Annotated in this window: 21 protein-coding genes and 1 tRNA gene; 16 read left to right on the forward strand and 6 right to left on the reverse strand. The window is 42.0% G+C overall.

Annotated features, from left to right (window positions below):
- Positions 1 to 257 precede the first annotated feature (257 nt).
- Positions 258 to 330 (reverse strand) — tRNA-Phe (locus BP74_RS12650).
- Positions 331 to 454: 124 nt separating this feature from the next.
- Positions 455 to 2698, reverse strand: a complete 2244-nt coding sequence (recQ, locus tag BP74_RS12655) for a DNA helicase RecQ (RefSeq protein WP_496374659.1) — start codon at positions 2696 to 2698, stop codon at positions 455 to 457.
- A 259-nt stretch (positions 2699 to 2957) separates the two neighbouring features.
- On the opposite strand from recQ, the gene BP74_RS12660 reads away from it, so the two are divergent.
- The 8 genes from BP74_RS12660 (at position 2958) to BP74_RS12695 (ending at position 10299) form a co-directional block, all read left to right on the forward strand.
- Complete coding sequence (locus BP74_RS12660) at positions 2958 to 3926, forward strand: KpsF/GutQ family sugar-phosphate isomerase (RefSeq protein ID WP_496374661.1); 969 nt, start codon at positions 2958 to 2960, stop codon at positions 3924 to 3926.
- Positions 3927 to 4024: 98 nt separating this feature from the next.
- Positions 4025 to 5128 (forward strand): mannose-1-phosphate guanylyltransferase, encoded by a 1104-nt coding sequence (locus BP74_RS12665; RefSeq protein WP_496374663.1) that lies wholly within the window; start codon positions 4025 to 4027, stop codon positions 5126 to 5128.
- A 57-nt stretch (positions 5129 to 5185) separates the two neighbouring features.
- Positions 5186 to 5914, forward strand: coding sequence for a 3'-5' exonuclease (locus BP74_RS12670; protein ID WP_496374665.1), 729 nt, complete (start codon positions 5186 to 5188; stop codon positions 5912 to 5914).
- Complete coding sequence (locus BP74_RS12675; protein ID WP_496374667.1) at positions 5895 to 6287, forward strand: RidA family protein; 393 nt, start codon at positions 5895 to 5897, stop codon at positions 6285 to 6287. The genes BP74_RS12670 and BP74_RS12675 overlap by 20 nt, the downstream gene beginning before the upstream one ends.
- Before the next feature lie 150 nt (positions 6288 to 6437).
- Positions 6438 to 7589, forward strand: coding sequence for a methionine aminotransferase (locus BP74_RS12680; RefSeq protein ID WP_496374669.1), 1152 nt, complete (start codon positions 6438 to 6440; stop codon positions 7587 to 7589).
- Positions 7590 to 7724: 135 nt separating this feature from the next.
- Positions 7725 to 8060 carry an ArsR/SmtB family transcription factor gene (locus BP74_RS12685; RefSeq protein WP_496374671.1) on the forward strand — a complete coding sequence of 112 codons (336 nt, stop codon included), beginning with the start codon at positions 7725 to 7727 and terminating at the stop codon, positions 8058 to 8060.
- Positions 8061 to 8079: 19 nt separating this feature from the next.
- Complete coding sequence (locus BP74_RS12690) at positions 8080 to 8919, forward strand: arsenite methyltransferase (protein ID WP_496374673.1); 840 nt, start codon at positions 8080 to 8082, stop codon at positions 8917 to 8919.
- A gap of 507 nt (positions 8920 to 9426) precedes the next feature.
- On the forward strand, positions 9427 to 10299 hold the full coding sequence (locus tag BP74_RS12695; RefSeq protein WP_496374675.1) for a serine hydrolase: 873 nt from the start codon (positions 9427 to 9429) through the stop codon (positions 10297 to 10299).
- On the opposite strand, the gene feoB is transcribed toward BP74_RS12695, so the two are convergent.
- Entirely contained in the window at positions 10284 to 12398 is a 2115-nt protein-coding gene (gene feoB / locus BP74_RS12700; protein ID WP_496374677.1) for a ferrous iron transport protein B, read from the reverse strand. The genes BP74_RS12695 and feoB overlap by 16 nt on opposite strands.
- A gap of 167 nt (positions 12399 to 12565) precedes the next feature.
- On the opposite strand from feoB, the gene BP74_RS12705 reads away from it, so the two are divergent.
- From BP74_RS12705 to BP74_RS12735, 7 genes are all read left to right on the forward strand, one after another.
- Entirely contained in the window at positions 12566 to 14227 is a 1662-nt protein-coding gene (locus BP74_RS12705; protein WP_496374679.1) for a M28 family peptidase, read from the forward strand.
- Between the two features lie 27 nt (positions 14228 to 14254).
- Complete coding sequence (locus tag BP74_RS12710) at positions 14255 to 14689, forward strand: IPExxxVDY family protein (RefSeq protein WP_496374681.1); 435 nt, start codon at positions 14255 to 14257, stop codon at positions 14687 to 14689.
- Between the two features lie 110 nt (positions 14690 to 14799).
- Entirely contained in the window at positions 14800 to 15036 is a 237-nt protein-coding gene (locus BP74_RS12715; RefSeq protein ID WP_496374683.1) for a 4a-hydroxytetrahydrobiopterin dehydratase, read from the forward strand.
- A gap of 35 nt (positions 15037 to 15071) precedes the next feature.
- Positions 15072 to 15623, forward strand: a complete 552-nt coding sequence (locus BP74_RS12720) for a hypothetical protein (protein WP_496374685.1) — start codon at positions 15072 to 15074, stop codon at positions 15621 to 15623.
- Between the two features lie 104 nt (positions 15624 to 15727).
- The gene (locus BP74_RS12725) at positions 15728 to 16333 is read left to right on the forward strand and encodes a hypothetical protein (RefSeq protein WP_496374687.1); all 606 of its coding nucleotides are present in this window, start codon (positions 15728 to 15730) and stop codon (positions 16331 to 16333) included.
- A gap of 231 nt (positions 16334 to 16564) precedes the next feature.
- Positions 16565 to 17350 carry a cupin domain-containing protein gene (locus BP74_RS12730; protein ID WP_496374689.1) on the forward strand — a complete coding sequence of 262 codons (786 nt, stop codon included), beginning with the start codon at positions 16565 to 16567 and terminating at the stop codon, positions 17348 to 17350.
- A gap of 78 nt (positions 17351 to 17428) precedes the next feature.
- Entirely contained in the window at positions 17429 to 17974 is a 546-nt protein-coding gene (locus BP74_RS12735) for an NADPH-dependent FMN reductase (RefSeq protein ID WP_496374691.1), read from the forward strand.
- Position 17975: 1 nt separating this feature from the next.
- Here BP74_RS12735 and BP74_RS12740 read toward each other — a convergent pair whose 3' ends face one another.
- The 3 genes from BP74_RS12740 to BP74_RS12750 form a co-directional block, all read right to left on the reverse strand.
- On the reverse strand, positions 17976 to 18548 hold the full coding sequence (locus BP74_RS12740; RefSeq protein WP_496374693.1) for a pentapeptide repeat-containing protein: 573 nt from the start codon (positions 18546 to 18548) through the stop codon (positions 17976 to 17978).
- A 108-nt stretch (positions 18549 to 18656) separates the two neighbouring features.
- Entirely contained in the window at positions 18657 to 18950 is a 294-nt protein-coding gene (locus tag BP74_RS12745; protein ID WP_496374695.1) for an antibiotic biosynthesis monooxygenase family protein, read from the reverse strand.
- 57 nt (positions 18951 to 19007) lie between these two features.
- Positions 19008 to 19418, reverse strand: coding sequence for a nuclear transport factor 2 family protein (locus BP74_RS12750; protein WP_496374696.1), 411 nt, complete (start codon positions 19416 to 19418; stop codon positions 19008 to 19010).
- A gap of 231 nt (positions 19419 to 19649) precedes the next feature.
- Between BP74_RS12750 and BP74_RS12755 the strand changes: the two genes are divergently transcribed.
- Positions 19650 to 20240: a hypothetical protein gene (locus BP74_RS12755; RefSeq protein WP_496374698.1), complete on the forward strand. Its 591-nt coding sequence runs from the start codon at positions 19650 to 19652 to the stop codon at positions 20238 to 20240.
- Positions 20241 to 20260 lie beyond the last annotated feature (20 nt).

The raw sequence follows: 20260 nt of genomic DNA on the forward strand, positions 1-20260 counted from the left end.
CCCGGCGTTTAAGTATTTAGGCTACAAATGAACTATGAACCACGGGGGTTAAAAATCCGCGAAATGTTAATAAAAGCTTCTCGTGCGTCAGTAGATGCGTCAGTAAAAAGAAGATAACAGGGCTGATGGTTCCATATAAGTGAGAACGAAATTCAGTAAATTCGTAAGCGTATTATGATGCATACATCCAGTGAAACGCAGTCCGGAAGAGCAAAACAAACAAAAAAAAGACCACATCTCTGTGATCTCTTTTTTTGTGGTGTGGGGCGGGATCGAACCGCCGACACAAGGATTTTCAGTCCTTTGCTCTACCGACTGAGCTACCGCACCTCCTTAAACAAATAATAACTTTCGTCCTTATTTATTCGGGGCAGCAAAAATAAGGAACTAAGCGATATAAAGAGGAAAAGTTGTGAATAGTTTTCTAAAAATTCTTCCCTCCCCTCTTCCCTTATTAATTACCATATACGCTCAAAAACTTGATACGCATTATTTTTAACTGCTCCCAGTTATAATTACTATCTGATAATTCCTGTTGTGCAATATCCAATGAAGATGTCTCACAACCCTTGAAATAATCTATGATCTCTTCCTGCTCATATTCATCCAGCATCTGGTCAATGGCATAATCAAGGTTCAACTTGGTACCACTGGCTGCAATTGTTTCCATTTCCTCCAATAAGGCATCCAGGCGGAGGTCCTTATTCTTGGCAATCATCTCAAGCGGGATCTTCTTATCTACCTGTTGAATGATGTGTACCTTATTGCCACTCTTATTCACCACGCTTTTCATCACGAAATCATCAGGCTTCTCAATATTGTTTTCCTCCACATATTGAGCGATCACTTCCATAAAGGGCTTGCCATATTTTATAGCCTTTCCCTTACTTACACCCTGGCAACGCGCAAGTTCATCAGTAGTAGTTGGATACATGGTAGCCATATCCTGTAATGATGTTTCCAGGAAGATCACAAAAGGAGGAAGATTTTTCTTCTTGGCTTCTTTTTGCCTCAATTCTTTGAGCATGGTAAACAGCTTCTCGTCTATAACTGCTCCGGCTGCAGTATCTCCACCTTCTTCATCATCCTCATTAGCTTCTTCAAACAGGTTGTTAAGGACGACCATGAAAGATTTGGGCTTTTTCAGGAAGTCATTCCCCTTTTTAGTGATTTTCAACACGCCATACTCTTCAATATCCTTTTTAAGTAAATCTTCTAATAACATTTGACGAACAAGCGAATTCCAGAAATGGTCTGGCTGCTGTTTGCCAATTCCAAATTCCGGCAATCCTTCGTGCCTGAACATCTTGATCTGTGGTGTAAGGTGACCGGTAATGATCTTCACTACATAATCAGTCGCAAAGCGCTCATCCAGTGCTTTAATTACCTGTAAAGCCTGTACTACATTTTGTTTGGCTTCTATCTTTTCCTTAGGATGTTTACAGTTATCACAGTTACCGCAGTTTTCTACAGTATATTCTTCACCAAAATAGCTTAATAAAACCTTCCTGCGGCAGACGCCACTTTCTGCATACGCAACCGACTCATTGATAAGCTGAGCCCCTACTTCCCTTTCACTCAAGGGCTTGTCGCGCATCAGGTGCTCCAGCTTGGACACATCCTTATGAGAATAATATAATATACATTTTCCTTCCAGTCCATCACGGCCTGCCCGGCCAGTCTCCTGGTAGTAGTTTTCTATAGACTTTGGAATATTAAAATGGATCACAAACCTGATATCTGGCTTGTCAATACCCATCCCAAACGCAATGGTGGCCACGATTACCTGGACATCTTCATTCAGGAATTGGTCCTGTCTTTCCGAACGCAGTTTGGAATCTAGACCGGCATGGTAAGCCACGGCTTTGATGCCATTGGCCATCAACATATCAGCCAGTTCCTCGGTGGTTTTGCGGTTGAGGGTATAAATAATGCCGCTTTTGCCCTTACTCTGAACAATAAAGCGGGCAATGCTTTTTAATGTTTCGTCCTTCTTAATCTTGGGAAGGATCTCGTAGTAGAGATTATCCCTGTTGAAGGAGGATATATATATATCTGGCTTGCGGAGGCCCAGGTTCTTAACAATATCGCTTTGCACTTTCGGCGTAGCTGTAGCAGTAAGGGCAATGACGGGAATATCAGGATTGATAATATCCATCATATCACGAAGACGGCGGTATTCCGGGCGGAAGTCATGGCCCCACTCCGATATACAGTGCGCTTCATCCACAGCGAAGAACGAGATCTGCAGATCGCTGAAAAAATCAAGATTATCTTGTTTGGTAAGGGTTTCAGGGGCTACATAGAGCATTTTTGTGCGACCTGATTTCAGGTCATCATGTACTTCCCTGATCTCTTTCTTAGTTAGGGTTGAGTTTAGAAAGTGGGCTACATCATCATTGCTGCTATAGCCTCTTACCAGGTCCACCTGGTTTTTCATCAATGCAATAAGAGGGCTGACAATAATGGCAACACCGGGGCTAACCATAGCGGGAAGCTGGTAGCAAAGGCTTTTGCCACCACCCGTAGGCATAATGACAAAGGTATCCCTACCTGCCAACAGGGATTCTATGATTTGTTTTTGTTGTCCTTTAAAATCTTTAAAACCAAAATACTCCTGCAGTGCAGCGTTTAAATCAATTCCATTAGTGGGGCTGGCCTTAGTTTTCTTGCCAGGGTTTTTCTTCGTGGTAGGCATTTTCTTTCAATTTTAGCTTTAAATAAAGCTTATAGATAATGATTGCCTTATTTGAAACAGCTCTCGATCGCGGAAGTGCTTTTGACCCTTCTAATAGAAAATTCTAACATAAGAGGGGGATGGCGCAGCCACTAAGGCCGTTGGTCAAAAAGGAAAGCGAATTTAGCAAGGACTACCCGCATTTGAAAGATTAAATAGTTAAAATGACAACCAATTTTGGAAATCCTCTTTTGACATCAAAACCTCTAATTTTGGGGCCTTGGAACTAAAAGCTTCAATAAGAAATGCCGCCGCCCGTACCATTGAAATGGAGGCTTCGGCCATAGCCCAGCTGGCAAACCTGCTCGACGATAACTTTGATAATGCTATTGATAAGCTGGCGGTCTGCAAGGGCCGGATCGTTATCAGCGGGATTGGCAAAAGCGCCATCATAGCCCAGAAAATTGTTGCTACGCTCAATTCTACAGGCTCTCCCTCTGTCTTTTTACATGCCGCAGACGCCATACATGGCGACCTGGGTATTGTGCAACAGGAAGACGCCGTGATCATAATCTCTAAAAGCGGGGAAAGCTCAGAGATCAAGGTGCTGGTGCCCCTGATCAAAAATTTTGGAAACTGCCTGATAGCTATTACGGGTAACACCAGGTCTTTCCTGGCCCGCAAAGCCGATTTTGTCCTGAACACTACTGTAGAACAGGAAGCCTGTCCCAATAACCTTGCTCCAACCACCAGCACTACAGCTCAAATGGTGATGGGTGATGCCATTGCTGTGTGCCTGATGGAAAAGCGGGGTTTTAACATGCAGGATTTTGCCAAGCTTCATCCGGGAGGCACCCTGGGAAAGAAATTGTACCTGCGTGTAGCTGACCTCTATGTGGAAAACGAACGGCCGGAAGTTCGGCATGACCAATCGGTAAAAGAAGTGATCATGGAAATGACCAAAAAGCGCCTGGGGGTTACAGCTGTTTTGGATAGCGAAGGGAAGCTGGCCGGCATAATTACCGATGGAGACCTTAGAAGAATGCTGGAAAAAAGCACATCCATTGAGCACATTAAGGCAATGGACATCTTGACCCCAAGCCCTAAAACCATTGGTCCAACCGAAATGGCGGTAAATGCATTTGATATTATGAGGAAGAATGAGATCATGCAACTGGTAGTAACAGAAAATGACCGGTACCTGGGCATCATTCATTTACACGACCTCGTAAAAGAAGGATTGATTTAATAACACCCATAATAAAAATCATCATCTTTACCTCTGCTTCCATTCATACTGCACAGCCTATTACCAAAGTGAAAAGAAATCTAACAGAACAAGAAGTAATGCAACAAGAAACTCATCGAAAGAACACCAGTACCTATGTAGCCATCATGGCAGGAGGCATCGGAAGCCGTTTCTGGCCTCTGAGCAGGGTAAACCACCCCAAACAATTCCTTGATATTTTAGGGACAGGTAAAACCCTGATCCAGCAAACATTCGAGAGATTTGAAAAACTGGTACCCATCGAAAACATTTACGTGGTTACCGCTAATGAATATATTGATATAACCGGGCACCAGTTGCCTCAACTGCCCAAAGAGAATATTATTGGAGAACCCTACAGGAAGAATACTGCACCCTGCATTGCCTATATATCATTCAAATTACAACAGCTCAACCCGGAAGCTTCATTAATAGTGGCCCCGGCCGACCACCTGATATTACAGGAAGATAAGTTCCTGGAAACCTGTGAGGATGCCCTGCAATTTGTGAATCATTTTAATGCACTGGTGACTATCGGGGTTACGCCTACATATCCCAACACGGGGTATGGATATATACAGCATGATGGCGCGGAAGCCGTTCCAAAGGTGTTTAAAGTGAAGACCTTCACGGAAAAGCCCAATAAAGAACTGGCCAAAACATTCATTGCCAGCGGCGATTTTTTATGGAACTCCGGCATCTTTGTCTGGCAGATCAAAAGAGGCATACATGCTTTCCAGAAGCATATGCCCGAAATGTATGAGCTGTTTGCCTCTGAAGAGGAAAAACTGAACACACCGGAAGAAAAGGAGATCATAGAAAACATCTATCCTCAGTGCTCCAACATCTCCATTGATTTTGGGGTCATGGAAAAAGCGGATAACGTGTTTGTCATACCGGCATCCTTTGGCTGGAGCGACCTGGGAACATGGAACAGCGCCTGGGAGAATATGGATAAGGATTATCTGGATAATGCAGTGGCTGGAAATAATGTCATCGTGTTTGACACAACCAAATGCGTGGTGCACGTTCCGGATAAAAAGCTGGTGGTGTTACAGGGCCTCGAAGATTTTATCGTGGCAGATACAAAAGATGTCTTACTAATATGTCACAAGGATAAAGAACAGGAGATCAAACATTACGTAGCGGAAGTAAAAAGGAATAAAGGAGATAAGTTTTTGTAATTTATACTTCAAAGACGTAGGATTAACGTATTGCCCGAATCAGTAAAAAATAGTCGTATGAATTTCAACAATATACTTTTCCTGGATATAGAGACGGTTTCTCAATTTGAGACCTATAACCATTTGCCGGAAGACTGGAAAGAATTATGGGACCTGAAAGCAGGCATCATTAACCGCAACAAGGAAGATGAGACCAGTGAAACCTCCTACCCACGGGCAAGTATATACGCAGAGTTTGGAAAGATCATCTGCATATCCTGCGGATGCCTGCAAGGAACAGGAGAAAACAAAAAACTGGTATTGAAATCGTATTGTGGAGATGATGAGAAAAAGCTGTTACGGGAGTTTTGCGACATGCTGCAAAAATGGAGTGGTGAAGCAGATAAATTCCTGTGTGCCCACAATGGGAAAGAGTTTGACTATCCATACATATGCAGGCGCCTGGTCATCAATGGCCTTGAAATACCTGAAGCACTGAAGATAGCAGGAAGAAAACCCTGGGAGATCCGACACCTCGATACAATGGAGTTGTGGAAGTTTGGAGACTATAAAAGCTTTACCTCTCTGAAACTCCTGGCCAAAGTGTTGGGCATTCCTTCTCCTAAAGATGATATAGATGGCAGCATGGTCAACTCGGTATATTGGGTTGAAAAAGATCTTGACCGTATTGTTGAATATTGCCAGAAGGATGTGATCACCCTGGCCCAGGTGCTATTACGTTTTCATTGTGAAGCGCTTATCAAACCAGAAAACATATCTATCAAATATGTCCAGCACCAGGATTAATTTCTCTTCCGGCGCCAAGTGGGAAGACATCGTAGGCTATAGCCGTGCCGTTAAAATAGGTAATGTTGTTGAAGTAACCGGAACTGTAGCCGTTGACGAAGACAATAACCTCATTGGTGAAGGAAGCGCTTACCTGCAAACAAAATTCATTATTCAGAAAATAGAGACTGTATTAAAACAAGCCGGCGCAGAATTACGCCATGTAGTTCGTACAAGAATGTTCGTCACGGATATTTCTCAATGGGAGGAATATGGAAGAGCGCATGGCGAATGTTTTAAGGATATCAGGCCCTGTACCAGTATGATAGAAGTAAAGGGTTTAATAGCGCCTGAATATTTGATCGAAATTGAAGCTACCGCGGTGATAGCCTGAAATAATTTACCCTGCCCTTTATTCTACCAAATAGCGACACCTGTTTACCCTTGCTTCTTTACTATAGATAATCTCTATTCTTTCATTTGATTCCCTGATACAGGTTGCTATTCTCCTAATTTTGCTCTCTTTACAGAATCGCAACTTTATATGCCAGCAATACAATTCCCGTCCAAACTACCCAATGTAGGTACTACTATTTTTACTGTAATGAGTTCATTGGCTGTCCAGCATAATGCCATTAACCTGGGACAGGGCTTTCCTGACTATCCTATGAGTGAAGAACTGATCGCATTGGTGAATGAGGCCATGAAAAAAGGACATAACCAGTATGTGCACATGAATGGATTCATTCCATTAAGGGAAGCGCTGGCTGAGAAGGTTGAGTATTTGTACGGATCTCAAATAAATCCCGACACACAGATTACTATTACACCGGGAGGCACATATGCACTATACACCGCATTGACCACTATCTTGCAACCAGGTGATGAGGTCATTGTTTTTGAGCCTGCCTATGATTCCTATATACCAGCTATTGAATTAAATGGCGCCAAAGCTGTGACTATACAGTTGGAATTTCCTTCCTACACTATTGACTGGTCTAAGGTCAAAAAAAGCGTTACAGAAAAGACAAAGGCCATCATGATCAACTCACCACATAACCCAACGGGAAGTGTATTGAGCAAAGAAGATCTTGACCAACTGGCTGCAATTGTAAAAGGAACACGCATTATTATCATCAGTGATGAAGTGTATGAGCACCTGATCTTTGATGGTCTGAAACACCAAAGTGTGTTACAGCATCCTGAACTATTGGAAAGAAGTTTTGTCTCCTTTTCATTTGGTAAGGTCTATAACTGCACGGGCTGGAAACTAGGCTACAGTATCGCATCAGAATATTTGATGAGTGAATTTCGCAAGGTGCACCAGTTCAACTGCTTCACCTGCGACACACCTAAGCAGGTTGCGCTGGCAACCTTTATAAAACAAAGAGAACATTATCTCGAATTGGGTTCTTTCCTTCAGCAGAAACGCGATCACCTGCAATCATTGATGAAAGAAACCAGATTTAAACCCATCCCCAGTTATGGCAGTTATTTCCAGGTCTACTCTTACCAGGATATATCAATGGAAAATGAAAAAGAATTTGCCATCCGCCTGACCAACGAATATGGTGTGGCCACCATCCCGGTTTCGGCATTCTACCAGCAGGAAACCAATCACCAGGTGCTACGGTTTTGTTTTTCCAAAAAAGAAGAAACATTAGGACAGGCAGTGGAAAGACTTACGAAGTTGTAATGGCTCTACTAACATAGTAGGCTATCCCGGTTTCATGCATGACATTTCATGGGTGGCGTAGAGCCAATACCCCTGCATGGGAAATATTTTTGCCCGGATCGTTATTATCGTATATTTGCGATATAAGATTATACAATGGCCTTTCACAAAAAAGAAGAGTTTGGGAAAAAGGAACAGGAACTGGCGGAGTTTGCAAAAGCACTCAGCCATCCCGCACGTATCGCCATTCTGAAAGTGCTGGCACAAAAGAATGAATGCATTTGCGGAGATATTGTAGATACACTTCCGCTTGCACAGTCCACTGTTTCGCAGCACCTGAAAGAATTAAAGAATGCAGGACTGATTGATGGAACAATAGACGGACCGCGGTCCTGCTATTGTATCAACTGGAAGGCATTCGAAAAATTCAGTAATGACATTGGTGCCTTATTCCTGAACCTGAAAATCAAAAACGATAAAGCCTGTTGTTAAAACTTTTAAAACGATCTATATGAATAATGAAACAGAATTAAAAGAACTGGTTAAAGAAAAATACAGCCAGATCGCCAGCCAGGGGCTGGAACAAAATAAGGCCTCCTGTTGCGGGGCTACATCGTCCTGTTGTGGTGATGAAGTTTACTCTATTATGTGGGAAGATTATACAAAGCTGGAAGGATATAATCCTGATGCTGATCTCGGGTTGGGTTGTGGTGTACCCACTGAATTCGCGCAAATGAAAGAAGGCGACACTGTCGTTGACCTGGGCAGCGGTGCCGGCAATGATGCTTTTGTAGCCCGTCGAATAGTTGGTGAAAAAGGAAAAGTGATCGGCATTGATTTTAGTGAAGCCATGCTGGAAAGGGCAAGGACCAATGTAGATAAGCTGGGATACAATAACATCGAGTTTCGCCAGGGCGATATTGAAAAGATGCCCTTAACAGCCAATAAAGCTGATGTGGTCATCAGTAATTGTGTTTTGAATTTAGTGCCCAATAAGGAGAATGTATTCAAGGAAATATTCCGGGTACTTAAGCCAAACGGAAATTTTTCCATTTCAGACATTGTATTGGTTGGCCAGTTGCCTGAAAAGTTGCAAAAGGCAGCGGAAATGTATGCAGGTTGTGTATCCGGAGCCATTCAAAAACAGGAGTACCTGGATATTATTAAAAGAACTGGATTTACTAACATTACCCTTCAGAAAGAAAAGCAGATTACTATTCCTGGTGAAATATTATTGCAGTATATATCTGCTGAAGAACTGAAAGAACTGGAGCAATCAGGTTTAGGCATTTTCAGCATTACCGTATTTGCTGAAAAGCCATGTTGTGAGCCAGGTGCAGGCTGTTGTTGATAAATAAGCGTACGATTTGACTATTATAAATTAAGGGCTCTTTGGGGGCCCTTTTTCTATTTGGGATATGTAAAAGACAAAAACTTCAGAATAGCCTACGTACTTACTTCAGATATCTGAACAACGTTTCATGTAATGACATTAAAAACTGTGTACCTGTTTTGGTATCACTCAGAATTCGCACCTGGGTACCGGCTACCAATTACCGACTTCCGGCTAGTATGAGCCGCCTTTGAACCGTGTATGAAACGCCTTTGAGCCGCCTATGAGCCGCCTCTTTAAAGAGGCGGTGCAGACACGGCACACAAGTGGAGTAAAGCCAAATAAAAGCCAGGATATCAGGCAATTTGCATGCGTTGTGTCAGTATTGATATTTGAACAAGACATGGAATTATTCATTCCCGATAGGTATATGTCTTTCCCTCCATCCTTAACAAAGCAATTGAGCGTTAGAAAATTGGTTTTACATTTAAGCTTCCTGTGTGTAAGTATAAATATTTGAATAACATGATGAATAAGATTGTACTTAGTATTATCAGCCTCGGAATTTTTATGGGATCATATGCCCAGAAAACGGATAAAAAACTTTACAGTAAGGTGCACGAATTGTTACAGGGCTTTAACGGGCAGGTGGGTGTATATGTAAAGAATTTAAAGAACGGGAAAACGGTGATGATCAATGAAGATTCTCTATTCCCCACAGCCAGTATGGTCAAAGTGCCAATACTAACAGGAGTGATGGATAAGGTAAATAAAGGAGAATTGGACCTTCACCAGAAGCTTACCTACCGGGATTCGCTTTTATATGCAGGTGTAGATATACTAGGTTCTTTTAAAGACACTGAAAGAATTGAATTGGGTAAAGTAGTGATGCTGATGTTGGTAATGAGTGACAACACTGCCAGCCTGTGGTTGCAAAGCCTTGCCGGCACCGGAACGAGGATCAATGCCATACTTGATAGCCTTGGATTTCAATCAACGAGGGTGAACTCAAGAACGCCTGGAAGAGAAGCCAACCGCGCCCAGTATGGCTGGGGACAAACCACTCCCCGTGAAATGGCTACACTGATGGAAAAGATCGTAAAAGGTGAGATCATCAATAAAGAGCGCAGTGCGCAAATGCTGCGGCTGCTGGGCAGAAATTACTGGGATGAATATGCCATCTCTCAAATTCCTTCCGATGTTTTCGTGGCAAGCAAGGGCGGTGCAGTAGATGAATCGCGCAGCGAAGTGTTGTTTGTAAATGGGGATGATGCCCGATATATATTCTGCATCTGTACCAAAAACATAAAGGATCAAAGCTGGGATGCCAAATCAAACGAGGCATGGGAGCTGACAAGGAAATTATCCAAACTATTGTGGGATCACTTCAACAACTGATAGGCTATAAAGCTCATAACGTATGCAATAGTGGTCATGTAGGTGAACTGGATGATGGGCCATTTCCATGTCTTCGTTTCGCGACGGGTGATCGCTAAAGTACTCATGCACTGCATGGCAAATAAATAAAACAACATCAGGGAAATACCGGTGGCCATGGTAAACAAAGGAGTGCCATCCTCTTTTTTAGCTGCTCTCAGTTTGTCTCTTAATAACATTCCTTGTTCATCCTCTCCCACACTGTAAAGGGTTGCCATAGTACCAACAAACACCTCGCGGGCGGCAAAAGAAGTTATCAGCGCTATACCTATACGCCAGTCATAACCCAATGGTTTGATCCCGGGTTCAATAGATTTTCCTAAAATGCCCGCATAGGAATTTTCTAGTTTGGCAGTATTCATGACAATACGTAAGGAATCGGCTTTTGCAGGGTTTTTAGCGATCTCTGTTTTATAATGTTCCTGCACCTCTCCCATTCTGCCGGGTCCAAAAGTACTCAGCGCCCAAAGTATCAGGCTTATGACCATAATAACCTTTCCGGCATCAGTAACAAATATCCTGGCTTTGTTCACCATGGTCTGCACCATGTTCTTTACCCTAGGTGCCCTATAGGTAGGTAGCTCCAATATAAAAAAGCTGCGCTCCTTGCTTTTTATAAACCACTTGGCAATGAATGAAACCAATAGTCCCATGGCTAATCCTAACAGGTATAATCCCATCATGACCAGTGCCTGCACGCTGAATAGTCCTAAAAGATAGTGGTTGGGTATTACCAGTCCTATCAGGATAGTATAAACGGGAAGCCGTGCCGAGCAGCTCATTAATGGTGTGATGAGAATCGTCAGCAAACGCTCCTTCTTATTCTCTATATTACGGGCACTCATGATGGCAGGCACGGCGCAGGCAAAACCGCTGATCAGCGGCATTACACTTTTACCATTCAATCCCACGCTGCGCATCAACCTGTCCGTTAGAAAACTGATACGGGCCATATAGCCGGAGTCTTCCAGTAGGGTGATGAGGGCAAAAAGGATCATAATCTGCGGAACAAAAACAAGGATCCCGCTAAGACCGGCGATGATTCCATTTATAATAAGGTCACTCCACCATGTATCTGGCAAGGACTGGGACAATGAGCTGCTAAAGGACGAAAAGGCCATCTCTATCCATGTCATGGGATACTGGGCCAGGTAGAATACACTTTGAAAAAGGATGAACAATACTGCCAGTAAAATGAGGTAACCCCATTTCCTGTGGAGCAACACATTGTCCAACTTGTCCGTCAGTATGGTTTGCTGCATGGGATCGGGCTCTATTACAGCTACCTGCATAATGTGCTTGATACGGCCATAACGCTGCAGGATCTCTGATGCCTGTGTACGGGTGGGGTTGAACGCATGCTTGCGTTCTATGTTTTCAATATCTTCCTGCATGGCAGGACTTAATTGAAATTCTTCGTGGTTGATCAAATAATGAATGGCCGAATAATCACTTGCCGAAGGAACGAGCTTTTTCAGGTCGTCAATTGGCGCAGTGGCCATGGCCTTATTATCAATGAAGTCCCTGACAGGTACTTTATATAAATGCGATGCGGTTAGTTCAATGGCTTTTTTTAATTGAACGATGCCCTTGTTTTTACGGGGATTGACCGAAACCACGGGAACACCCAGCTCTCTTTCCAGTTCAGGCACATCTATCTCAATCCCTTTTTTGTTCGCCAGGTCCAGCATGGTCAATGCCACTACCACCGGTTTTTTCAGGTCCAGTATCTGGGAACAGAATAAAAGGTTGCGTTTGAGATTGCTGGCATCCACCACCACCACAAAAATATCCGCGTGTATATCCTTATCCTGGTTCAGCAATACGCGATAGCTTACCCACTCATCCAGCCTTTTAGGGTACAGGCTGTAAGTACCCGGCAGGTCAATGACATTACCTGAGAGGCTATCAGAAATGGGGGTATGCCCGGTTTTCTTGTCAACGGTAACGCCTGGGAAGTTGCCCACACGCTGGTTTAAACCGGTAAGTGTATTGAACAGGGAGGTCTTTCCGCTATTGGGATTACCTACTAAAGCTATATGAATTGTTTTTTTAGCCACTCTATCGCCGCGCAAAGGTAGACAGCCCCGTCGGCAAGGGCTTACGATATTGGAAGTTTTAGAAAAAGCTTAAGGAAAATAAATTTATTAAAAAAAGAGTTTTATCGTCTATCTGAGGACAGGCAATGATAATTTTGCCCTCTGTTCATTCCGTAAAACTTTTTAACGTGATCAAGACCCGCCTTTTCGTTCTGTTCCTTTTTTCAGCCACCTTAGTACAGGCCCAAAAATTAAAAAAAGAAGACAAGCTGTTAGTGGCCAACCTGGAACAACATATTCAGTACCTGGCCGACGATAAACTGGAGGGAAGGCGTACTGGCACCGAAGGGGAGAAACTTGCGGCAGCCTATATCAGTGAAGCTTTTAAAAAAGAAGGATTACAGCCTAAGGGCGTGAATGAATACTACCAGCCTTTTGAAGTGGCGGAAGGTAAACAGGTGGACCCTTCCACGTTTTTCATGATCGATGACAACACCCTGGTCCTGGGTAAAGATTTTTTCCCGTTTAGCTACAGTGCAGATGGATCCATTGCGGCGATGCCTTCCCTGGCTTTGGAAGAGCCAAATATGCCCTGGTTCCTGAATCTTCGGGATCTGATAGATTCTAATGCCACCAACCCTCATTTTGACCTCGCCAATGCAGTTTTGAACAGAACAAGAGAAGTGGCGGCAAAAGGTGCGACAGCTTTTATTATCTACAATACTTCTTCCAGGGATGATGGACTTCGTTTTGACGGGAAGGACCATACACCACACGTTTCCATTCCTGTTGTCTATTTGAATAAAGAGATAGCCAACAAATACCTTTCAGATCCTTCTGCAGCGCTGGACCTGCGGTTCAAAACCTCCATTTCTGAGAAAAAACGCACAGGCACCAATGTTGTGGGGTATATAGATAACGGCGCACCAACTACTATTATCCTGGGTGCACATTTTGATCATTTGGGATATGGAGAGGATGGCAATTCAAGAGAGGTAGAAAATAAACATCAGGTACATAATGGTGCCGATGACAATGCCAGCGGTACAGCCGCCCTTATAGAGTTGGGAAGGTTATTAAAGAATTCAAAACTCAAAAACAATAATTACCTGTTTATTGCCTTTTCAGGCGAAGAACTGGGACTATATGGTTCAAAATACTTTACCCAACATCCTACCATTGACCTGGGCTCCGTGAATTACATGATCAATATGGATATGGTAGGCAGGTTGAATGACAGCTCACATACCATGACAATCGGTGGCTATGGTACCTCTCCTTCATGGGGCAGTTTTTACAGTATGAAGGGGAAACATGGCTTGTACAATGATGGCATTCAATTTCATTTTGACTCCAGTGGTACAGGCCCCAGCGACCATACTTCATTTTACCTTAAGAATATTCCGGTGTTGTTTTATTTCACCGGGCTTCACAGCGATTACCATAAACCTACCGATGATTATAACAAGATCAACTTTGCCGGGGAGATGAATGTGGTCAAGCATATTTATAGCCTGGTGCAAATGAGTGATAAACAAAACCAGCGACTGGCTTTTACCAAAACACGGGAAGCACAAACCACTACGTCGGCCAGGTTCTCGGTTACCATGGGCATTATGCCGGATTATACATTTAATGGTGTTGGGGTAAGAGTGGATGGTGTAAGTGATAACAGGCCAGCTAAAAAAGCAGGGTTGCAAACAGGGGATGTCATTACAGGACTTGGTGATATAAAGATCACTTCCCTGGAAAATTATATGCAGGCCTTATCAAAATTTAAGAAAGGCGATACCGCCAAAGTGGAATATATCCGTGGCGCCCAGCCACTTTCAACTACTGTAGAGTTTTAGTATTTTACCAATTATTGAGCTATCGTTATGAAATTAGTCCTGGATACAAAAGATCTGACAGATGGCTTTTTTGAAGAGACCAAGCTGCTGGGGATCATGGCGCCGTTAAAGGATTACCAGTTCTGCTGGCAATTGAATAAATTACTGGGCATTGATTTTCGTATCAATAATGAGCTGGAGATTCAGTTAAAGAAAAAGAACAGGAGCTATTTCTTTTCCATTTACGAATACCCGGAGCCATCCACCTGCCTGAAGCATTACCTCTATAAAAACCAGAATGATGGCGAGTACTTGTTGCCCGAGTTTAAGCACCTTGATTTCCTGTGGTTACTGAAGGATGATTATGTTTCTGATGAAGCATTGCAACACCTGGTGCAATCCATCAAATCTATTAATGGAGTGCAACTGGTGCTGGAGCTGACCAATGAGAAGATCAAGAATAAGGAACACCTGGTGTTTTAGGATTTGGGTACATAATTATATTTCTGTTCTCCTGTTTCGATGCTGCATGATTATACTTCTGATTGGTGGGATAGTTTCATAATTTTAAGATTTACTAAAAAGCCTAAGTTATGTGGCAGGAAAAAGAAAACACGCTATACAGGAAATACGAGTTTAAGGATTTCAGTGAAGCATTTGCATTTATGACCAGGGTGGCATTGATCGCTGAAAAGATGAACCATCATCCAAAATGGACGAATGTCTGGAACACGGTGGAACTGTGGTTGTCAACACATGATGCGGGAGATATTGTAACGGATAAGGACAGGAAGTTGGCGGAACGGATTGATGCGTTGGGTGGTAAATAATAGTTTAAGCAAGCTATATTACAGGTTCATCGTACATGGAAACAAGTTACCCTGTCATCCTTAATTTAAAAATTACGTGGCTGACCAAAACATTTTATTATTTGTTAATGGCGTGCCTGGTTGTGCTTGTATTGTTTGCATTGCACATGGTTCCTTCGATGCACTCTTCAGGTGAGATGAAAACCGCCTATTTCATCTTAACCACATCTGAGTTTGTAAAAAAGGTGGTGGTTTTTGCGTTTTTAGGAACGCCAATTTTTTTTATCCTATACACGTTCTGCAGGATTAAGCGGCCAGGTCTTTTAACTTTATTGCCCGACAAGATTGAAGTTGACAATTATAAGATTGTTACCTTCTATTCAATCAAAGAAATCACCCACATTGCCTGCAATGATGCCATGGACAGCGGTGGATTTCCAAAAGGCGAACTTACAATAGATTTTAAGGATAAAACCCAAAAAGTGACTAGTATTTTACTTATAGACTATGGTCAATCTGAGGAAGTTATGAATAAGATACTTGCTTATGAAAACATCAAATTTTACATAACGGATTTCTCCATGAGTATGGAGGAATTGGAAGATTAATTAGTTCCCAAGTCCCCCCACCGAAAACAGGTAAACTATTTTCATATTTTCTATGTGTCAATATACTTGCCCAATTGCTATAGTTAACTCTTGCTTTATAACCAATGATTAGATTTATATTTTTAGCCTTACTATTTAATTTATCCAAAATATCTCATGCCCAATTGACGCCTTTGCCGGGTCCACCCAGGCTTGTAACTAAGCGAGAAAGAGAAGAAAGTCAAAGAAATAGAAATTGTTTGATCAGGCATAGATATTCTGCTGCAAAAAGACTAACAATCTATCCATTTTCAAAAGCAAGTAAAGTCTTGCTTGTTTCTTTTAAAAAACCAGACTCAATTGTTATGGGTGGCCAGGTGCCATTGAAGAACGGAACAGTTGATTTTGCAAAACTGAATGAAACTAAAACACTTAATAACATACAAATAAACACCTTAACACAGATCTTATATAATATTGGTTACCGTGGACCCTTCTTTACTGAAATTGACATTAAATGTTACAATCCACGAAACGCCATATTGTTTGTGGATGTGTCTGGAAAAACATTCGCCTACATTGAGTTGTGTTTTGAATGCATGGGACACCGAGTTAATTCAACTAGGGTAAACACGGGAGATTTCTGCGAGCAGAAATACGAATTGCTGGAAAACTTCTTTAAAGAATCTGGCATACGGTTCGGCACAATTGAAAAAGAGTTTAATAATTAATCTATTCACTCAACTTCTCAGACTATTAAGCTTTAATTTAAAGCTTTATTCAGTTGCATATAAGGCCATGCTGTATATTGTAAATCCCCCAACGGGAAATGATGCGCTTCACTCTTATTGTCAAAAAAAGATTGCATAATACCGTTAGTTATACTTAAATTTAATTTAGATCTGCCCCGGGTTAACATCCTTTCTTCCTGCTCTAATTCACCAACGTTTTAAACATAATTTATGAGCCTAAAGTTCTATTGCCAATATATTTTGGCCATTGGGATGATTCTCTTTATTACCGCCTGTAATGGAAATGATAGTAAAGTATCATCAACAACAGATTCAACCCGGGTTACGGAAACCAAATCTGATACATTACCCCCATCTGAAAAACCCGGAGCAATGGACGCGGTAAAAGTGGCACCTGGACTTTACAAGGTATTGGCAGATTCATTGGGTATCAGGATGCTGGATGCAACCTATAAACCAGGAGATTCCTCTGCGATGCACTCTCATCCTGAGAATGCTATGTATGTTTTAGAAGGTGGGTCTTCTATATTCACAGATAATAGTGGGAAGGAAACAAGAGCGGATTTGAAAACAGGAATGTCAGCCATTTCACCAGCGGAAACCCATAGTGTAAAAAACATAGGGAAAAATACTACCAAGGTAATATTGGTAGAGATCAATCGCCAGGATGGTAGTGAAGCGCAGGATTCATCAATGGATGCCACCAGGATAGCCCCCAACTTATATAAAGTATTGAACGATTCCATGGGTATCAGGGTGTTACAAGTATCTTATAAACCCGGCCAGTCTTCTGCCATGCACTCACATCCCGATGCTGCATTGTACGTGATTCAGGGTGGGACAACGGAATTTACAGATAAGGATGGCCACAAGCAAACGTATACAATGAAAGCTGGCAGTGCCATGGTGATGGGCGCTGGTTCACATAGTGTGAAAAACGTGGGAAAAACAACAACAAAATCTATTTTATTCGAAGTGAGGAGGGGAAGGAAGTAGCATAATATTTTGTTCCTTAATTTATACTAAATTGTTCAGGCAGTCCATGATCAATAATGTGGAGTTTTAATAGCTTGAATGTCACAAAAGAACCATGTATTTGTAATAATTGGAAGCGCAAGCAGTAATTCTGCCAACCAAAAGCTAATTGATTATATTGCAGGTCTGACTTCTGATGATTGGACTTTGACTATTTATCCAGACTTAAAAACGCTACCCCATTTTGACCCTGAACTTTCAATTGATAATACACCTGCTTCAGTAATAGAATTCAGGCAATTCATTGAGAGGGCTGATGGTGTTATTATTTGTACACCTGAATACGTTTTCAGTATTCCCAGCGGACTTAAAAACGCTATTGAATGGTGTGTATCCACTACTGTTTTTTCGGATAAGCCTGTAGGATTGATCACGGCTTCTGCAAGCGGTAAAAAAGGGCATGAAGAACTACAATTGATTATGAAGACGATAATGGCAGTATTTACTAAAGAAACCACTTTGTTGATCCAGGGTGTTAAGGGCAAGATCAATGAAAATGGGGAGATCACAGATAAAGAAACCCCGGCAGCCTTGACAAGCTTCGTTGCTGCTTTCAAGAAAATTTTAAACAAACCAGCAGCTTAAATCAATCCACCCTTATTTTATATTTCAACAGTAAACCCGGTAAACCATTAATAGAAAACCTGGCCCTTTGTATGCGGTTGACCTCCGGATCAATGGCATAATTAGAAGCTGTGCGAAGATCAGCACCTTCGAGGTTGGTATTGTAAAAGCTTGCATTTGACAGGTCTGTGTTGTTAAAGGAAGAACCGCTAAGATCTGCATCTGTAAAATCCACCTCGTGAAGCATGCAATTATTGAAATGCGTCTTTTTTAATTTTAAACCATAAAGAGAGGAGAGTTGCAGGTTACAGTTTTCGAAAGCCATTGAAATGAGGAAGCTGTCGCAATTTTCAAAACGAAGCCCTACCAGCTTGGAATCTTTAAAGACCACATCCCTGAAAACAGTTTTGCTTAAATTGGCTGCTGCCAGGTTACAATTATGAAAACTGCATTCAATAAAATGAATAGCTGAAATATTAGCACCCGCAAAATTGCAATGACTGAACTGGCAATTTTCGTAGACCGATACAGGCAATGGAATTGTTGAATAATCCTTATTTGCAAAGTTTTGATCTTCTATATAGTTTCTTTCCATTTAATAGTTTAGGTCCCTGGTATTAATGTTAGGGTTTGGGCTCCTAAATATATTCATGTATTGATAAGGAATAAAAAAGGCGGGGTGATCCCGCCTTAAAAAATTTAATCAGGCTGTGTGCAAATTGCCTTCATACACATTATAGGCAGGTGAGATGGAAGGCTGAACCTGTGGGATGTCCTGCCTGGCAATAATGGGCATCAGGGTGGAGCTGAAGTTTTTAAATGCCTCTTCAGACTCCCAAACATCCACTACCATCCAACCACCAGTAGTGGGGCCACCAACATGAAATATTAATCCTTTTGGATGATCGTTGCCGCTGGCTCGCAATTCTTTCCAAACGTTGTCATATTGTTGCTGGCTGACATTGGGAAAATCAAAACGGATGATTACTTTTTTCATAAACCATGATTTAAATATGAAAAATGAGACCTATAACCGGTGGAGATCGCAGTTATTTCAGCTAAATGCTTTGGCCTGTTCATAGGAATCCGTAAAGGCAAAATAGTTTTGAACTTTCCCATTCTTCATTTTAAAACTAAAGCACCAATCGTGTTCAAAAGCTTTGCCGGTGCTTTTCACAATGCCAGCCTGGTGTCCTAAAACTATGATGCTATCACCCTGCACGATGAACTCTCGTGGTTCGAAAACGGAAAACCTGATCTGTTCGTCAAGGTGTTTGAAAAAATCCTGTACGCCTTCTTTGCCAAAGAAATTTCCTGACATGGATGCTCCGGGGATCTTGAAGCTGCCCCAGCGCACATCTTCGGCAAGAGTGTCAATAATGGCAGGGATGTTACCCTTTGCAAAATCATTAAAAGCCTGTTGAATGACCTGGAGGTTACTGCGGGTTGCAATAGAGGTTTCCATGTGATGTATGTTTAGGTTAAAGAATGCGAAACCTGGGTGCGGGAAGAATTTCCTGAGGGTAGAATAAAGGTAGTAACAATGATAAACCTTCGTATTCTTTTTTTACTGCTGTGGCATCGTTTAACCTTCTTATTTCTCAAGTCATACACAAAAAATAACAGGTCATCCGCAAAGCATTTTAGGCATCCAACAGGTATATATACTTTGAAGAAGGTTTTTGATTACCATAAAATGAAAGTGAATAAATACTTGTTAGCAGCCTTCCTGCTCATCATGATGGCAGGGTGTAAAAAAGACACGGTAGTTCAGCCAATACCAGTACCGGTACATCCGGTAATGTTTTATAAGGATCTTGGAAACTTTGAAGTGAGTAAAGGCCATTCCAAAAGCCTTGACATTGATAATGATAGCATAACTGATTGTTCGTTTTCTGTTCAGCTGGTGGGAGACCCGATCATGAAGGTTGATAAATTGCAGTATTATGTGTTTTCAAGAATCAAACGCAACCTGTTGAATAACCAGGATGATGAGTCGCCCATACTCAACAAATATGATTTGATCAAAAATGAACACCCGGGTTATACCTGGTATGAACTTTCTTTTATTTTATTGACACAGAAGATCATAAGCGATGGAGGCAACTCCTGGATTGGATTGTGGAAGAATGCTGACCATAACTTCCTGCCCTTCCAGATTGTGAAAGATGGGAATGTTTATCATGGCTGGATAGAGCTTTCCATGAATACCGTTACTGAAAAATTGATACTGCACAGGTCTGGCATCAGCACAGAAGCGAATAAGGAAGTAAAAGCCGGATATTAAGCTTCGGATACGGAGACATT

Source organism: Flavisolibacter ginsengiterrae DSM 18136, from assembly GCF_059568575.1.

Bases quoted from the DNA above. Each gene is read 5' to 3' on its own strand.
- BP74_RS12715 (WP_496374683.1), top strand. From the start codon at position 14,800: ATGTGGCAGGAAAAAGAAAACACGCTATACAGGAAATACGAGTTTAAG.
- BP74_RS12710 (WP_496374681.1), top strand. From the start codon at position 14,255: ATGAAATTAGTCCTGGATACAAAAGATCTGACAGATGGCTTTTTTGAA.
- BP74_RS12750 (WP_496374696.1), bottom strand. From the start codon at position 19,418: ATGGAAACCTCTATTGCAACCCGCAGTAACCTCCAGGTCATTCAACAG.
- BP74_RS12670 (WP_496374665.1), top strand. From the start codon at position 5,186: ATGAATTTCAACAATATACTTTTCCTGGATATAGAGACGGTTTCTCAA.
- BP74_RS12735 (WP_496374691.1), top strand. From the start codon at position 17,429: ATGTCACAAAAGAACCATGTATTTGTAATAATTGGAAGCGCAAGCAGT.
- BP74_RS12730 (WP_496374689.1), top strand. From the start codon at position 16,565: ATGAGCCTAAAGTTCTATTGCCAATATATTTTGGCCATTGGGATGATT.
- BP74_RS12695 (WP_496374675.1), top strand. From the start codon at position 9,427: ATGATGAATAAGATTGTACTTAGTATTATCAGCCTCGGAATTTTTATG.
- BP74_RS12680 (WP_496374669.1), top strand. From the start codon at position 6,438: ATGCCAGCAATACAATTCCCGTCCAAACTACCCAATGTAGGTACTACT.
- BP74_RS12685 (WP_496374671.1), top strand. From the start codon at position 7,725: ATGGCCTTTCACAAAAAAGAAGAGTTTGGGAAAAAGGAACAGGAACTG.
- recQ (WP_496374659.1), bottom strand. From the start codon at position 2,698: ATGCCTACCACGAAGAAAAACCCTGGCAAGAAAACTAAGGCCAGCCCC.
- BP74_RS12740 (WP_496374693.1), bottom strand. From the start codon at position 18,548: ATGGAAAGAAACTATATAGAAGATCAAAACTTTGCAAATAAGGATTAT.
- BP74_RS12690 (WP_496374673.1), top strand. From the start codon at position 8,080: ATGAATAATGAAACAGAATTAAAAGAACTGGTTAAAGAAAAATACAGC.
- BP74_RS12745 (WP_496374695.1), bottom strand. From the start codon at position 18,950: ATGAAAAAAGTAATCATCCGTTTTGATTTTCCCAATGTCAGCCAGCAA.
- BP74_RS12725 (WP_496374687.1), top strand. From the start codon at position 15,728: ATGATTAGATTTATATTTTTAGCCTTACTATTTAATTTATCCAAAATA.
- BP74_RS12675 (WP_496374667.1), top strand. From the start codon at position 5,895: ATGTCCAGCACCAGGATTAATTTCTCTTCCGGCGCCAAGTGGGAAGAC.
- BP74_RS12755 (WP_496374698.1), top strand. From the start codon at position 19,650: ATGAAAGTGAATAAATACTTGTTAGCAGCCTTCCTGCTCATCATGATG.
- BP74_RS12720 (WP_496374685.1), top strand. From the start codon at position 15,072: ATGGAAACAAGTTACCCTGTCATCCTTAATTTAAAAATTACGTGGCTG.
- BP74_RS12665 (WP_496374663.1), top strand. From the start codon at position 4,025: ATGCAACAAGAAACTCATCGAAAGAACACCAGTACCTATGTAGCCATC.